The organism is Rhodococcus sp. MALMAid1271 (assembly GCF_049195265.1).
Lineage (GTDB): Bacteria > Actinomycetota > Actinomycetes > Mycobacteriales > Mycobacteriaceae > Rhodococcoides.
The window spans coordinates 17,115-33,735 of sequence record NZ_JBMIRQ010000016.1 but is presented as its reverse complement, the minus strand read 5'-3'; the positions used below and the strand labels follow the sequence as shown (position 1 = coordinate 33,735).

10 protein-coding genes are annotated in these 16,621 nt (G+C 64.5%); 1 reads left to right on the top strand and 9 read right to left on the bottom strand.

The annotated features are described in order from the left end of the window. Window positions 1-191: IS3 family transposase (locus ACOQFP_RS00440; RefSeq protein ID WP_421583112.1), on the top strand; the 191-nt coding region annotated here is incomplete at its 5' end. Window positions 192-364: 173 nt separating this feature from the next. Here the strand turns inward: ACOQFP_RS00440 and ACOQFP_RS00435 are convergent. The 9 genes from ACOQFP_RS00435 to ACOQFP_RS00395 all read right to left on the bottom strand — a co-directional run bounded on the left by ACOQFP_RS00435 (window position 365) and on the right by ACOQFP_RS00395 (window position 16,418). Then, a complete protein-coding gene (locus ACOQFP_RS00435) occupies window positions 365-1,909 on the bottom strand; it encodes an acyl-CoA carboxylase subunit beta (RefSeq protein WP_341244166.1) in 1,545 nt (514 codons plus the stop codon). A 3-nt stretch (window positions 1,910-1,912) separates the two neighbouring features. Next, on the bottom strand, window positions 1,913-6,970 hold the full coding sequence (gene pks13, locus ACOQFP_RS00430; RefSeq protein WP_421583111.1) for a polyketide synthase Pks13: 5,058 nt from the start codon (window positions 6,968-6,970) through the stop codon (window positions 1,913-1,915). Between the two features lie 43 nt (window positions 6,971-7,013). Next, on the bottom strand, window positions 7,014-8,912 hold the full coding sequence (gene fadD32, locus ACOQFP_RS00425; protein WP_421583110.1) for a long-chain-fatty-acid--AMP ligase FadD32: 1,899 nt from the start codon (window positions 8,910-8,912) through the stop codon (window positions 7,014-7,016). Window positions 8,913-9,092: 180 nt separating this feature from the next. After that, window positions 9,093-10,091 (bottom strand): LLM class F420-dependent oxidoreductase, encoded by a 999-nt coding sequence (locus ACOQFP_RS00420; RefSeq protein WP_206491201.1) that lies wholly within the window; start codon window positions 10,089-10,091, stop codon window positions 9,093-9,095. A 238-nt stretch (window positions 10,092-10,329) separates the two neighbouring features. After that, the gene (locus tag ACOQFP_RS00415; RefSeq protein WP_206491202.1) at window positions 10,330-11,286 is read right to left on the bottom strand and encodes a cutinase family protein; all 957 of its coding nucleotides are present in this window, start codon (window positions 11,284-11,286) and stop codon (window positions 10,330-10,332) included. A 10-nt stretch (window positions 11,287-11,296) separates the two neighbouring features. Then, window positions 11,297-11,842 carry a DUF732 domain-containing protein gene (locus ACOQFP_RS00410; protein ID WP_241257140.1) on the bottom strand — a complete coding sequence of 182 codons (546 nt, stop codon included), beginning with the start codon at window positions 11,840-11,842 and terminating at the stop codon, window positions 11,297-11,299. 81 nt (window positions 11,843-11,923) lie between these two features. Next, window positions 11,924-13,831 (bottom strand): alpha/beta hydrolase-fold protein, encoded by a 1,908-nt coding sequence (locus ACOQFP_RS00405; protein ID WP_421583109.1) that lies wholly within the window; start codon window positions 13,829-13,831, stop codon window positions 11,924-11,926. A gap of 219 nt (window positions 13,832-14,050) precedes the next feature. Next, window positions 14,051-15,064 (bottom strand): alpha/beta hydrolase, encoded by a 1,014-nt coding sequence (locus ACOQFP_RS00400; protein ID WP_206491204.1) that lies wholly within the window; start codon window positions 15,062-15,064, stop codon window positions 14,051-14,053. Between the two features lie 328 nt (window positions 15,065-15,392). Further along, complete coding sequence (locus ACOQFP_RS00395; protein ID WP_241257141.1) at window positions 15,393-16,418, bottom strand: alpha/beta hydrolase; 1,026 nt, start codon at window positions 16,416-16,418, stop codon at window positions 15,393-15,395. Window positions 16,419-16,621: the final 203 nt, after the last annotated feature.

The following is a 16,621-nucleotide window of genomic DNA, read 5'->3' as shown; positions in this document are numbered from 1 at the left end:
ACAATGCGATCATCGAGAACTTCTTCGGTCACCTCAAAGAAGAGATGTTTCATCACACCCGATACCTGAACCTCGACGCCTTGCACACCGCGATCGAGGACTACATCGACTGGTTCAACAACGACCGCATCTCGCTACGCTTCGACGGCCTGAGCCCGGTGCAATACCGAGCCCAGGCCCTCGCAGCCTAGGATTTCCATTAACGGTCCAACCCACGGGGTCCAGTGCAGACACGTCTGACCGGTGCAGTGGCTCATTGACACCGCCCCAGCGGTTGCGTGAATGAACCACTGCATACGTCTGACCAGTGCAGTGGTCCATTGACGCCAAAGGGAGCGGAGCGACCGGGCCCGAACGAGAGCGACTAGATCGGGAGCAGCGAGTGCTTTCGCGGACTCTTGATCACTTCTTTGTCCTTCAGTATCTGCAGGGCCTTACGAATCTCGAGGCGCGTCTGGGATGGTTCGATGACGGCATCGATGTAGCCACGCTCGGCCGCGATCCACGGCGTCGCGACATGCTCGTTGTAGAAGTCGATGAGTTGCTTGCGCAGGGCCGGTGCGTTCTCTCCGGCCTCGGCGAGTTGTTTGCGACTCATGATGTTGATGGCACCCTCGGCACCCATGACGGCGATGCGGGCGGTCGGCCAGGCGAGGTTGATGTCCGATCCGAGCTGTTTCGAGCCCATCACCGCGTATCCGCCGCCGTACGACTTGCGAATCACCACAGTCACTTTCGGCACTGTCGCCTCGACGAAGGAGAAGATGAAGCGACCACCGCGATGGATGACGCCGAGTGTTTCCTGATCGACGCCGGGCAGGAACCCGGGTGTGTCGACGAGGAAGATGATCGGGATGTTGTAGGCGTCGCTCAGCCGGATGAAGCGTGCGGCTTTGTCGGCCCCGTCCGCGTTGAGAGCGCCGGACAGGTGCAACGGCTGATTGCCGACGATTCCGACCGGTCGACCGTCGACGCGGGCGAATCCGGTGATCACGTTCGGCGCGGTCTGGCCCGAGAGTTCGTGGAATTCACCGTCGTCGAAGATGCGCAGGATGATGTCGTGCATGTCGTATCCGGCGTTGTCGGCGTCGGGCATGAACGAGTCGAGCTTGCGATCGGAGTCGGTGATCTCCGGTTCGAGTCCCGGGTTGATCACCGGCGACTCCTCCTGGCAGCTCGACGGCATGTAGCTCAGGTAGTTGCGGATCCACTCGAACGCGGCCTTCTCGTCCGCGGCAACGTGGTGGACGTTTCCGTTGAGTGCCTGCACACGCGCGCTGCCCAGCTCGTCCAGGCTGACGTCCTCACCGGTGACGGACTTGATGATGTCCGGCCCCGTGACGAACATGTACGCCTCTTCGGTGGCGACGACGAGATCGGTGTTGATGGGCGCGTACACCGCTCCACCGGCACACTTACCGAGAATCAGCGAGATCTGCGGGCACAGTCCGGACAGCGCCTCGTGGCGTCGGCCCAGCTCGGCGTACCAGGCGAGGGAGGTGACGGCGTCCTGCACGCGAGCGCCACCGGAGTCGTTGATGCCGACCACCGGGCAACCCATCTTGATCGCGAAGTCCATGATGCCCGCGACTTTGCGACCGAACATCTCGCCGACAGTGCCGCCGAACACGGTCTGATCGTGCGAGAAAACCGCGACCGGACGGCCGTCGACGGTGCCGTGACCGGTGACGACGCCGTCACTGTAGAGCGCACCCGGATCGTTCGGTGCCTTCACCAGCGCGCCGATCTCGATGAAGCTTCCGGGATCGAGCAGCGAGTTCACGCGTTCGCGGGCACTGGGGATGCCCTTCTTCGCGCGCTTGGCTATTCCGATGTCGCCTGCCGGTTCCTCGGCCAGGTCGAGCCTGGCCCGTAGTTCGGCCAGCTTCTCCGCAGTGGTGCCACTCAAAATCTACGCTCCGGTTCTTGCAGACTCGATGTTCTCGAGCGTCTTCGACAGATGGGCCGCGATTTTCCCAATGTACGGCTCGTCGACGACCGCGAGGTGATCGCCTCCGACGTACACGATCTCGAGGTCCTTCACCACGGGTCCCCAACCACCGTGCTCTTCGCGGGTGGCGTACGCAGGCTCGAGCGCGATCGCGTCGTCGTGGTACTTGTCGGCCAGGTACAACGTGACATGTCCGCCGTACTCCTTGAGCTCGGCCGTCTGGATCGCCCTGTTGTCGAGCCACGACGTCCGCTGATGTTCGATGATTCCGCCGGGGATCTTCGCGCCACTGAGTTTGACCAGATCGGTGATGATGCGGATCTGTCCCTCGTCGTCCGCATCGACCAACTTGTCGTACGGAATCGGGTAGTCGACGTTGTACGTCTTCTTCGCGAACGCCGCGTACCGCTCCCACCGCTTACGAACCTCGTCCTTGGTGTCCGGAATCGCGGTGCCGGGCATCACGGTGTCAAGCAGCCCGACGTAGGCGACCTCGATTCCTTCTTCCTCCATCTGACGAGCGACCTCGTAGGCGAGGATGCCGCCGAGCGACCACCCGACGAACACGTACGGCCCCTCGGGCTGGATCGCCTTGATCAGCGGCACGTACTCCGCAGCGCGCTTGGCGATGGGGCCCTCGACTCGCTCGAGCCCGTACATCGGAGTGTCGGCCGGCAACTTCCGCAGCAACGGCTCGTAGGCGACGGTGGAGCTGCCTGCCGAGTGGAAGGCGAACACCGGTGTGGCGGTGGAACCTTCGGGGCGAGCGCGCAGATTGCGAACTACGCCGTCGATCTCACCGTCTTCGAGATGCGGGCGAACCTTGTCGGCGAGCTGCTCGATGGTTTCCGAGTCGAGGACGTCGTCGAAGGTGATCTCCCCGCCTGCCCGCTCGGTCAGACGGGCGGCCAGCTTCTCGGCGGTTTCGTCGTCGAGAATCGGCAGGGTGTTGAAGATGCCCTTGGCCGATTCCTTCGTCACCACAGCCCAGGTTGCGAACGTCATCCGCTCGGCATTGTCGCGCGGGGGAACATCGGAACCGGCGGCCTCGGCGAAGGCTTCCTTACCACCCAGGTCGGTCTCTGCCGCGGCTGGAACTGCCGGTGTCACAGTCGGTTCCGTCGCCGCAGGTGTTTCCTCGACCGGAGCGGGCGTGACTGCGGCCTGCTCGGCGGCCTTCTCCGCCTCCTGTTCGGCAGCCTTCTCCGCTGCCTGCTGGTCGGCGAGTGCCTGCACCTCGTCGCGGTTCTCGATCGCGTAGCGCAGGTACTTCTCCACCTCACGCAGGTTCGCGTCGCGCACGGCCTGCAATTGCACTGTGGGAATGTCGAATTCGTATTCCACGCGGTTCTTGATGCGGACGGCGCTGAGCGAGTCGAGGCCCAGTTCGATCAGCGGCACCTCGGGCGGCAGGTCCTCGGGCGAGTAGCCCATGGACTCGGCGACGATGATCGCCAACCGATCTTCGAGCTTCTGACTTCCGTTGGGATCCCAACGGTCACCGAACGTCTCGACGATCTCCGGCAGTTCCTCCATCGGTGACGAACTGGGTTCCACCGCCTGGACGGGTTCCGGACGTGCGTCACCCGAGGTGACGACGGCCTCGTGCAGCAGGGTGAACGCCGAACCGTCGCGGCCGTGCACCTGGACCGATGCGCCACCGAGATGCGAGGTCAATGTGGTGACGACCGTGCCCGTCTCGGGCACCTGTGCATGGGAGACCGAAACACCCAGTGCCACATCGGAGAACACCTGCGATGCCGCCGCGGTGACCAGTGCATCGAATCCGGCGACGGCCGAGGCCTGGACCTCCCAGACATGACGACCGTCGGGCAGTGCGACACGCGCCCCGGGGACCCGACTGTTGCCACTGGAGCTCACCTGCGAGTTGAGCCAGAACTCCTTGCGCAGGTAGGCAGTTCGCGGGATCGCCGCGTACGGGCCGGGAGCGAACAGTGTCGCCAGCTCGAGCGCGTGACCGTGGACGTACAGCTGCGCGAGAGCCGCGAGGAACGTCTGGTCCTCGTCTTCCTTGCGCTTGAGCGTCGGAATCAGTGTCGAGTCCGCGACGCCCGCCGCCCATGCCGTTGCCGCAACCGACATCAACGCGACCGGGTTGGGTGCGAGCTCGACGAACGTGGTGTGGCCGTCTCCCACAGCGACATTGACTGCCTGGGTGAACCAGACGGGATGACGCATTCCCTTGGTCCAGTACTCGACACCGTGGATCGCCGCATGCCCGACGCGATAGTGCGCCTCACGATCGACCGAGGAGTAGACCCCGGCGGTGAGCTTGCTGGGTTCGATTCCGGCGAGTTCGGCGGCCAGCTCGCCGAGCAGTACGTCGACCGCTGCGGTGTGGCCTGCGCCTTTGACGTCGAGCAGTCGGGCCATTTTGCCTGCGGCCTCGGCCATTTCGACGAGCGATTCGACCTCGGCGCGTGGCCCACCGACGGTGGTGTGGGTCGGTGCGGCGTATACGCATGGCTCGACGTGGGGGAACTGATCGGTGAGGGTCTTGACCTCGTCGGGGGTGTATTCCACCAGAGCCATGGCACCCTGCGATGCGGCTCCGAGGCCGTCCTGCCCCTCGGCCAGTAGCCGCGAACGGGCGTAGATGATGCGGACGGCGTCTTCGAGGTTGAGGCCACCGGCGACGTAGGCGGCTGCCACCTCACCCATCGAGTGCCCGATGACGGCCGCCGGCTCGGCACCGTGCGAGCGAAGCGTTGCGGCAAGGGCGATCTGGATGACGAAGATAGCGACCTGGGAGTTCTCGAACTCGTAGGTCTGTGCATCGTCGAGGATGATCTCTCGGATCGAGTAGCCTGCCTCGTCGAGCAGCAGTTCGTCGACCTTGTCCACTTCGGCGGAGAAGACGGAATTGGTTCGGTAGAGCCGGGAGGCCATCTTGCGGTGTTGCGATCCGAACCCGGAGAACACCCATACTGCGCCGTTGGACGCGGGCGAATCGGCGGAGAACACACCGGGGCCGGGCTTACCGGCTGCGATGGCGCGCAGTCCCGCGATGGCCTCGGCCGTGGTGGATGCGAGAACCACTGCGCGCGAACGTCCGTGGTTGCGGCGAGCCAGTGTACGGCCGACGTCCACGAGTGGCGTCGTGCTGCCTTCTTCGGTCTCGAGCCAGTCGGCGAGGTCCGCTGCGGCGCGCTTACGCCGCGAGGGCAGAGCTGCGGAGACTGCGAGCACGACCGTCTCGGGAACCTCGGCAGCCTCGTCGACCGTCTGTGCGGTCTCGGTGACCGGGCTGACCGTCTCGACCTCCACGTCCTCGTAGACACCCTCTGCCACAACGGCTTCGGGATCCACCGCCGAGGCGTCGAACGCGGCGTCGGTTTCACCCGGGACGTACTCGCGCACGACCACGTGCGCGTTGGTACCACCGAAGCCGAATCCGGAGATTCCAGCGACTGCCTTGCCGGTGTAGCGCGGCCAGTCGGTGGCCTCGGGGACGACGCGAAGGTGCGCCTTTTCGAAGTCGATGTACGGGTTGGGTCCGGCGTAGTTCAGTGACGCGGGGAGTTTGTTCTGCTGCATCGCGAGCACGACTTTGATCAAACCTGCTGCGCCTGCGGCAGATTCGAGGTGCCCGAAGTTGGTCTTGGCCGAGCCCAGCAGGGCAGGCTTGTCGGCGTCACGGCCCCGGCCGACGACGCGACCGAGAGCGTCCGCCTCGATGGGATCGCCCAGGATGGTTCCGGTTCCGTGCGCTTCGATGTAATCCACGCCCGAGGGGTTGATACCGGCGTCGCGGTAGGCGAATCGGAGTGCGTCGGCCTGCGCATCCGGGTTCGGTGCGAGCAGGCCGTTGGAGCGGCCGTCCTGGTTGATCGCCGATCCGGCGATGACGGCGAGGATGTCGTCGCCGTCCCGCTCGGCGTCTTCGAGTCGTTTGAGGACGACCAGTCCGCCGCCTTCGGAGCGGATCATGCCGTTCGCGTCGGAGGAGAACGCCTTGATTTTCCCGTCGGGAGCGAGCACACCGGTCTGGCCGAATCCGACGGTGATGGGCGGCGCGAGCAGCATGTTGACGCCACCGGCCACGGCCAGATCGGATTCGCCGGTACGCAGGCTGCGCACCGCCTGGTGCACGGCGACGAGCGAGGACGAGCAGGCGGTGTCGACAGCGATCGACGGCCCGCGGAAGTCGTAGAAGTACGACACTCGGTTGGCGACGATGGCGGTGGAGGTGCCGGTGAGGGCGTACGGGTGTACGGCCGGGTCGCTGACGGCGATGAGCTGGTAGTCGTTGGAGGAGCTGCCGATGAAGACGCCGACCTGACTGCCCTTGATCGAGCTGGCCGGGATGTGTGCGTGCTCGAGCGCTTCCCAGGTCAGTTCCAGCGCAAGTCGCTGCTGCGGATCGACGTTGACGACCTCGTTGGGTGACATCGCGAAGAATTCGGCGTCGAAGGTCTTCACATCGTCGAGGTAACCGCCCTTGGTCACCGTCGCAGCCACGGCAGCGGCGATGACGGGATCGGAGGTGAATTCCTGCCACCGGCCGTCGGGCAGATCGGTGATGCCGTCGCGGCCCTCGATCAGGAGCGACCACATCTCTTCCGGAGTGTGCCCGGTGCCGGGGAAGCGTGACGACAGGCCGACGATCGCCACGTCGTGCGCGTCGCCCGACTGTCCGCCGCTGGTGTAGAAGGCGTCGTCGACGGTGCCGACCGGCTCCTCGGGTTCGCCCTCGATGATGATCTTGGCCAGCGAGGCGATGGTGGGATGCTGGTAGACGACGGTGGCGGTCAGCGTGACACCCACCAGCTCCTCGATTTCACCGCTCAGCGCGACGGCGTCGCGAGAGGACAGACCGAATTCCTCCATCGGGCGGTCGTCGGAGATTGCCGACGCCGGTTGCCCGGTAGCGTCCGCAACCCAGTCGCGCAGCCAATCGCGAAGCTGCGCAACCGTGTAATCGCCCACGGAAGTGGAGCCTGCGGACTGATCCGATTCTCCGACCTGCTCGTTTTCGTCTGTCTCTAGTTCAGCCATTACTCACCACGTTGTGTCGGAGGAATCGAAGGGTGCGCGCGCGTCAGTCGGGCAGTTCGGCGTCCGGGAACGCCGTCTGCTGGTAACCGCCGCGCAGGGTGCCCTCGATGTAGGCGGCCTTGCAGGCGCGCCGGGCGATCTTGCCGCTGGAGGTGCGAGGGATGGATCCGGCCGGGACGAGGAGGACATCGCGCACGGTGACTCCGTGACGCGCGGACACCGCGGTACGGACCTCGTCGGCGATGGGCTGCGGATCTGCCTTGCCTGCGCCGGGAGCACGCTCGGCGACGATGACGAGCTGCTCGGAGCTGTCGTCCGAGTCCTTCGTCAACGCTGCTCCGCTGAACTCGAACACGATGTCGGGGAGCTGGTTGAGCGGGACGGAAAACGCCGCGACGAAGCCGGGCCGCAGTGCCTTGCTGGCCTCCTGTGCCGAGAACTCCAAGTCCTGCGGGTAGTGATTGCGGCCGTCGACGATGACGAGATCCTTGACGCGACCGGTGATGTACAGCTCGTTGTCGTGGTAGACGCCGAAGTCGCCGGTCCGCATCCAGTTGCCACCCTCGGGGGCTCCCTCGGCGTGCGAGCCCTGGGAGATGCGGTGGACGAGCTTGTTGTGGAAGGTCTCGGTGGTCTCGGTCTCGCGACCCCAGTAGCCCTGGCCGATGTTCTCTCCGTGCAACCAGATCTCGCCGACGTGATCGTCCTCGACCTCGGTCGCGGTCTCGGAATCGACAATCGCTGCCCACTGGCTTCGGGCGACCGTTCCGGTGGATACCTGCGGGATCGCGCCGGGAGCGTCCGGGGCGACGACGACGAAGTTTCCGGCGTTGAGCTCGACGCGGTCGACGTAGACCACCTTGGCCTCGTCGGCGTGCTTGCTGGTCGAGACGAACAGGGTGGCCTCGGCCATGCCGTAGGACGGCTTGATTGCGGACTTCGGCAGACCGTAGGGGCCGAAAGCATCGTTGAACTTCTTCATCGACGACGTCGTGACGGGCTCACTGCCGTTGATCAGGCCGATGACATTCGACAGGTCGAGGCTCTCGCCGTTCTTGGGCAGTCCGCGCTGAGCGGCATGCTCGAACGCGAAGTTCGGTGCCGCCGCGAATGTGCCTGCCCCATCCGAGACCGCGGCGAGTTCCTTGATCCAGCGCCAGGGTCGCTGCACGAACGCGCGGGGGCTCATGATGGTGATGTACTTACCGCCGAGTGCAGGCAGAATGACGGTCAGCAAGCCCATGTCGTGGAACATCGGCAGCCAGGTGACACCACGGGAGTCGTGGTTGATCTCCATGCTGTCCACCATCTGCAGTGCATTGACGCCGACCGCGCGGTGAGTGATCTCGACTCCTGCCGGGGTGCGCGTCGAGCCCGAGGTGTACTGCAAGTAGGCGATGTCGTCCAGCGTCGCGTTCGGCTCGACCCAGGTTTCGCCGACGCTGTCGGGGACCGCATCGACGGCGATGATGCGAGGGCGTTCCGCGGCGGGCAGGGCGCGGAAGAATGCACGCACGCCTGCGGCCGAGTTGCTGGCGGTGAGAATCGCGCTGGGCTTGCAGTCGCCGAGAACGGCGTGCAGCCGGTCGGTGTGGCCGGGCTCGTCGGGATCGAAGAGCGGCACGGCGATGGTGCCTGCGTAGATCGCACCGAAGAACGCCACCACGTACTCGAGGCCTTGTGGGGCGAGGATCGCGACGCGATCACCGGGCTGGGTGACCTGCTGCAGGCGAGCCGCAACGGCCTTGAGTCGAGCGCCGAACTCCGCCCAGGTCAGCTCGTGGGCTTCGCCTTCGCGCTCCCTGGAGTAGTCGACGAATCGGTACGCGAGCGTGTCGGCGTTCTCTTGTACGTTCACCTCGACGTGGCGAACGAGCGTTTGCCCTTCGTCGATGGTGATGTGGCCGTTCTCATCGATGAAATCATCGAACGTGTGGCTCATTACTTCAATCTCCTCCAACACGAATCTGCCGCCATGCAGCCTGTGCGACGTATGCCCGCACGCCAAGCTGCACGACTACAGACACCGAACAGCGTTTTATGTTACTGACAAGTAGGTCTAGCGGTGTCAGTTTGGCACCTGGCTTCGAGGCCAGCTACATGGTACCGACACACACCTGCGTCACTCGCCTTTCAGCAAGTCGACAACCGGCGCGAATGCTTCCATTTGAGTAGGGAAAACCCCGACATAGGACATCGTCGTCCGCGCGCGAACGTTACGGATTTGATCGGCGATTTCCTCGTATGTCCCGAATGCGAGATATGGGGAGGACAAAATGTCCTCGACGGTGAGTTGCACATCGACATCCACGTTCGGCGGGTAGCCGTTGGCCAGAGCTGCCAACGCCATCTCCGCCATCTGCTCGCGGTCGTCGGTGACGACGATGGTGGTGATGGCCCAGTTCAACTCGATGTCGTCGAATCGGTCCCCTGCGGCGGCTCGGATCAGCTCGACGCGCTCGAGGGTCTTCTCGATCGTCATGCCCGAAAGCAGTAGCTTGCCCTCTTTCGAGGTGCTCGGCACCACGGAGATGATGTCGGCATGCTTGGCCGCCAACGCCAGCATCTTCGGTCCGCCACCGCCGATGCAGATCGGCGGCCGTGGACCCTGCCGCGGCCGAGGACTGCCCTTGAGACCACTGATCGTGTAGTGCTTGCCTTCGAAGTTGCATTCTTGACCGCGCAACAGCACGTCGAGAATCTCGAGGGTTTCCTCGAGCTTCTCGATCCGCACGCCAGGTCGGTCGTACGTGATCCCGGCCTTGTCGTACTCTTCGCGCATCCACCCGGCTCCGAGACCGAGTTCGAGTCGCCCACCGGAGAGAACATCGATCGTCGCCGCGTCCTTGGCCAGCACCGCGGGATGCCGGAAGCCGTTCGCCAGTACAGCGGTACCGAGCCGAATCTTGTCGGTCGCCACAGCAAGTGCGCCCAATGCTGCAATGGGTCCGACCTGATTACCGAGGTGATCGGGAATCATGAAGCTGTCGTAGCCCAGTTCCTCGGCCTGTTGTGCCAACTTGATGAACTTCCGAGCCCCACCCTCCTCGGCGTTTCCCTCTCCGCCTGCAGCGAATCGGAATTTACGCGGCCCAACGGACGCGGCCTCGGCGGAACTCATCTAATGCTCTCCTCAGGGATCTGGAGCGTGCGGAATCTGCAGTGTGCGGGGTCGGAAAGTGGCTGTCGGCACGGAGCTGAGCAGCCGACCGAGGCCGATCTGCGCAGGTCCAAGGCGTCACTCTAGCCGCTCATCGAATGCGATCACACCGGCTGGGGGTTGCCCAGCCGAGGTTTGTGCGTCGCACCAGCTTGCGACACGCCGTGTTGTGATGTTTCCGTTACCGATCGTTACATTTTCAGGAATGGGCGGGTGTCGGAGCGTTCTCGATCAACCCTGCCGCCCACGCGGCCGTCCACTGAGTGGCCGTCGTACCCGAGCTGTCGACGACAAAACTGTTGTACGACGCATGCACGGGGTTACCCGCAGCACCGATCAGAATCTGGATGCTCTGCGGAATGTTGCGGAGCGACAATCCATCCGAGGGCGAAGCACAGATCAGGTCGCCAGGCGCGCAGATCTCGTTGGTTCGGTCGTCCAGAGCCCCGAAGCCACCCTCTCGACGCCCCGTCATGGTGATTCCGGGAAGGTCGAGTCCACCGAGCGCCACCTCGGCACCGACGCCGTCGAGGGGACCCGGCACATCCGTGCCGGACACGCCGTCACGTCGGCCATCGGCGATGAGTGTGACGCCGAGAACTCGATCAGCCGGTATCGGGCCGTTATCCGCGCCGATATCGGCCGCGATGTCACCGGCGATGACTGCGCCCTGCGAGAACCCGGTGAGGACGAAGTTGGTCAGCGGGCAACGAGCGCTGACGTCGGTCATCTTCTGAACCGCTACGGCCTTGCCCTCGGTGCGACTGTTGTTGTAAGACTGCTGGCCGTCCGGCGGCAGGGCGATCGGATTCGAGAACTGGGCCACGTACGGAACGGTGTAGACGTCGGCACGCGAGGCAGGAAACTGCTCCTGCAACGGGCGGGTGACGTTGAGCATGAGCGAGAGCGGATTCGCCGTCGGGTTGTACGGATCGTCGGTGGACGAGGACTCCCAGGTGCCCGGAATCGCGATGACCTGCACGTCGGGGCAGTCCGCCGGCTGCGAGGTCGGCTCCTGCGGTCCCGGCGGCGGCCCCGGGGTGACCGGGCCCTTCGGCAAGCGCCCGGCAAGCAGGTACCACAGGGCCACGATGATCAGCCCGAGGATCACCGCGACGGCGACCACCGGGAGAATTCTGCGCTTACGCTGTGCCATCGGCGTCGATCTACGGCCTGCAGTACGTCGCCTGCGCGGCGGCGATGTAGGTCTGGGCTGCCTGCTGAGCCTGGGTCTCGGTCATCTGCGTTCCGGCTGCACTGGCCTCGACGCCGACATTCGCCGTCACGTAGGTCGAGATCTCGTCCGGTGCAACTCCCTGCGCCTGCGCGGCACAGATGTAGTTGGCCGTCGACACCGCGATGTCGCCGTTGCCCGCCGGAGTGATGCCCTGCTTCTTCAGTTCGTCGAGAAAGCTCTGACCGCGGGTGTCGATCTGACTCTCCGTCGGACCGGGGAAGTCGTCCGGGACAGGCTGCGGTTGCTCCGGCGGCGCGGTGGCCGCTTCGCCCGGGCTCGTGGTGGGTGCAGCAGTGGTGGTCTGCGCTTCCGACGTCGTCGAACTCGCCTCGGTCGTCGTCTCGGCGGCCGTGGTGGTGCTGGTCGGCGAGCCGGTGGCCGTCGAGTCGTCACTACCGCAGGCCACCAGCATCGAGCTCGCCGCGACGGCCATGACGCCGAGAGACAGAGTTCTGGCCAGGGAATTACGCGTCATCGATCGAAATCCTTCGGTCGTCGGGTACGCAGGCGACAGTACAGCCACGCACTTAAGAGAACTCTGAAGAGTCCTGCACCGTCAAGGCGCGATCGTGGTCACGCCGTCCACGAGCGTGATGATGCCGAACTGGAAGTTCTGCTGCTTACCGCCACCGTCGATGTCGAACTGATCGCTGGTGGGGTAGCCGAGACGGCCGCCCTCGTAGCCGACCGATCCCCATGCATCGAAGATCGGGCCGTACGGGATGGACCACGCACCGCTCAACGGGCTCCAGTAGATGTTGCCCGTCTCGAACTGATTGAAGCGGCCACCGTCGCGGATCGGACCGAGTTCGTTGGACTTGGGGAATCCGAGAGGACCACTCTCCCAACCCAATTCGCCGTACTTGCCGAGAATCATGCCCTGCACCGAATGCACGCCTGCATCAGGCGAGTTGTAGATGGCACCGATCTCGAAGCCCTGAACCGAGCCGGGCTTGTTCGGCGTCTGGACCTCCTCGAGCACCGGATAGCCCAACGGTCCGCTCTCGTAGCCCTGGGCTGCCCACTCGTCGAGCACAGCGCCCTTGACCATGTGCGCTCCGGTCTGCGGCGTGAAGTAGACCATGCCGTTCTGGAAGGCATTGAACCGTCCGCGGCCGTCGGGAGTACCGATCTCGCCGGTCGTCGGGAAGCCGAGTGCACCCTCGGGCCCCTTGTTGCCCTGGTAGATGCCGCCGATGGCACCGGCGACGACCTGCGCCCCGGTGTCGGGGGTGAAGAACACTCGGCCGAAGGTGAAGTCCTGTGCGCGTCCACCGGCCACGTTGTACTCCGCCGTCAAACAGGGGCCGAGCCAGGAATTCGCGCCGCTCGCATTACCGATCTGGCCGGCCACCGTGCACGCAGGCTTGTCCACCTCGACACCGAGTGCGGTCGCGAGCTGCGGCCACAGCTGGTGCAGCTCGAACTGCCAGTACGGCCACGAGTGCGTGCCCGACGGGCGGTAGTTGACCTGCGCGGGGATACCGAGCTGGTTGAGCTTGGTCGCAAACGTCTGCGAGGTCAACCGAGACAGAATCTCGAGGCCCATGCCTGCATAGTTGGTGCTCACGCCCGGAATGCCCGACGGCTGATCGTACGGTCCGGTTGACCCGTTACCACTGGAGATGTAGAGGCTGACGCCCTTGAGCTTGTCGGCCAGCAGATACGGATCGTGCTGCGCCCACAGCGAGTTCGACGGCGCGCCCCACATCGCCTTGGAGCTGTAGCCGCCTGCATCGCTCATCGCGTACTGAATGGCCTGCGGCATGCCCAGCGAGGTGGTGGTCAGAATGCCCGAGAGGGAGCCGGCGAACTTGAAGAAGCCGGGGTTGCGCGCAGCGAGGAACATCGCGGACGTCCCGCCCATCGACAGGCCGACGACGCCGCGAGTGTCGGTGCTCCGCCAATCCTTGGCCAGAATGGGCGGCAGTTCCTTGGTCAGGAACGTCTCCCACTGGTAGTTCTTGCCGTTGTCCTGGTCCAGCCAGTCGGAGTAGAAGCTGGACTGACCGCCGACGGGGAGGACGACGTTGACGTTCTTGTCCGCGAAGTACGATTCGGCGTCGGTCTCAGCCGTCCAGCCGTTCTCCTGATCGGTCGCCCGTAGACCGTCGAGCATGTAGACCTGCGGGAACGTCGCTTGCGGGTTGATGTTCCAGTCACGGGCGAGCAGCAGCTGGACCTGGATGGGTGTTCCCATCGACGGAGAGTCGATCCACAGCGCGACGCGACGATCGGAGAGCCAGTCCACCGAGGTCACCGTCGCGCCGGAGGTCTGGGTGTATGCAGGTCCGGTGTGCGAGACGGGCGCGGTGTGGGCCACCGGGGCGGCCGCGGCCACAGTCGCCGTCGCCGTCGCGAAGGGAACCATCAGCGCCGACGCAACGGCCAGTGCTGCTGCGGCTCGCCGGCCCCGTGTGCCGGCCGACGTGCTCCGACCGAAGCGAACAAGCCCAGTGCGCATGATGGTGACTCTCTTTCGATGTGACTTCTCGAAGGTCTCGTATCGAGACATGCTTCGTATGTCTTTCTACACGTGCGCGATGCCGACGGACAGCAGACGCGCTGTGACTGGTGGTGCGATTGTGAACAGAGGGGATGAATCGGGCGGGCCGAATCAGAAATGCCGCCCCACGTACATCACGTGGGGCGGCATGTTCCGAGCATCGTCAGTCGAGTGCTGTCAGGCGTTGAGCGCGTCCAGGATCTGGCCACGAGCCTTCCACAGCTCCGCGCCCCAGTACGGCCATGCGTGAATGCCGTTGGACGGGAAGCTGTAGGTCGCGGGGATACCGAGAGCGGTCATGCGAATCTGGAAGGCACGAGTGTTGGCGAGCGAGATTGCCTCGAGGGCCATGCCGTTGGCCGTGTTGTAGAAATCGATCGGCGCGGACGGGTGATCGAACTCGCCGGGCAACCCGCTGGCGGCCGAGATGTACAGCGACAGGCCCTGCAGCTTCGGTGCGAAGACGAACGGGTCGTTACGCAGCCACGCCGGGTTCCACGGCGGTCCCCACATGGAGTCGACGTTGAAGCGGCCTGCGTCGAGCATCGCAACGCGGATGGCCTCGCGCATGCCGGGCGCGGAGATGTTCAGGTAGCCCGAGAGCGAGCCGGCGAACTTGAACTGATCGCGGTGGTACGCGGCGAGCGTCAGAGCGGCCGAACCGCCCATGGAGAGGCCGAGGACGCCGTTGTTGGTGCGCGAGACACCGTAGTTCTCGAGGAACGCAGGCAGTTCCTCGGTCAGGAACGTCTCCCACTTGTAGGTGACTTCCTGGCCGTTGAAGTTCGAGGAGGTGTACCAGTCGCTGTAGAAGCTGGACTGACCGCCGACCGGCATGACCAGAGTCACGTCGTCGTTGGCGAACTGATCCTGGGCGTTGGTCTCGAACGTCCAGGCGTTGCGGTCGTCGCGGGCACGCAGTCCGTCGAGCAAGTAGAGAGCAGCACTTCCGCCGCGGGCAGCCCACTGGACCTGAACCTTGATCGGGCCCATCTCGGACGGGACGATCAGATCCTCACGGCCACCGGCCGGGCTCTGGTGCGCGACGGACGCGGGTGCCGCCACAGCGACAGCTCCACCGACGACACCGGCGGCCAGGGGAAGGACGAGCGCTGCAGCTCCCACTCCGAGCAGGCGCTGACGCCAACGTGAAGGGGCCTTCGATGTGCTGCTGAGGCCGGCAAATCGCATGAATCGTGCTCTCTCTCATCTACGCGGTCTCCGCTGTCGTAGCGGCCCCCGGCAATCGAACAGGGCTAACTGGTGGCCCCGCGAGGCCGAAGTAAAGCTGAAAGGCTGGACAAGCTGTGGTTCTGCTGAGAAAGAAGAACCGCTCGATGGAGGTTATTCCATCGAGCGGTTCCAAGGCAAAACTGTGATCAGCGTCCCAGTTTCATCTCGCCGCTTCCCCGAAACAGGAGACTATCCTGCTCCACCCCCGCTGAACAGCCCCGAAAAGTCGTGAGTTGTCACTAGGGGCCGCAAAACGGGTGAAACGACCGAAACGTCTCGAGGGCGATCAGTTACCGATGTTGGCGCTGAGATCAGGAGCCATGATGCGGATCTGCTCGCCCCAGTAGCCCCACTGGTGGGTACCGACGGCCGGGAACGCGTAGGTGACGTTGGTGGCACCGATACTGGCCATGCGGATCTGGAAAGCACGGCTGTTGGCCAGTGCGATCGCTTCGAGCCCCATGCCGTTGGCGGTGTTGTAGTAGTCGATGAAGCTCTGCGGGCGATCGAGTCCGCCCGGCAGGCCGCTGCCTGCAAAGACCCACACGCGAGTGCCGTTGTCACGCAGACGAGGAGCGAAGACGAACGGGTCGTTGCGCAGCCACGCCGGATCCCACGGCGGTCCCCACATCGCGTCGATGTTGTACCGGCCCGAGTCCAGCAGGGCCAGGCGCATTGCCTCGCGCATGCCGGGAGCAGAGATATTCAGGTAGCCGGACAGCGAGCCCGCGTAGCTGAACTGGTCCGGGTGGTACGCGGCCAGCGTCAGTGCAGCCGAGCCGCCCATCGAGATACCGATGACGCCGTTGCGATTGGGGTTGAAGCCCCAGTTGTCACGCAGGTTCTCGCGCAGATTCTGGGTGAGGAAGGTTTCCCACTTGTAGGTGGTCTTCTGCCCGTTGAAGTTCGAGGGTGCGTACCAATCGGAGTAGAAACTCGACTGTCCGCCGACCGGCTCGACGACATTGATGTTGTAAGCAGCCAACACAGCACCTGCGTCGGTCTCGTGCTCCCAACCGGAAATGTCGGAGGTGGCCCGCAGCCCGTCGAGGAGGTAGACGACGCGGTTGGTGTTGCCGTCCGCAGCGCGCCAGACACGGCTCTTGATCGGGCCCATGCTCGAGTCGGTCCAGACGTCGATGGCATTGCTGTCGAACGCTGCGTTGGCCGTTGCACCACCGCCTGCTACAGCCAATCCCAGCGGCAGGACCACCGCCATCAGCATGGACGTGGCGGCGCGGCGTCCCCATGACCCCGCTTGCTTGTCCCCGCCACGCTCATCCGCGGACCGGCTCTTCCATCTACCCAGCATGCACTCGACCTCTCAGCTGCTTCGTCGTCACATCGGTTACGCAATCAACGATTGATCTCGCAAGTTCATCATGTTTCGTCGCCCGACCGGAGTCGGGCGCATACACATCCTCCGCACATATCGTGCGAAGTACGCCGGCCGTTACACGATCGAGACAGCTCATCTTGGCGTCGAGACCCATTCGGCGCAACCCGGTGACCCGA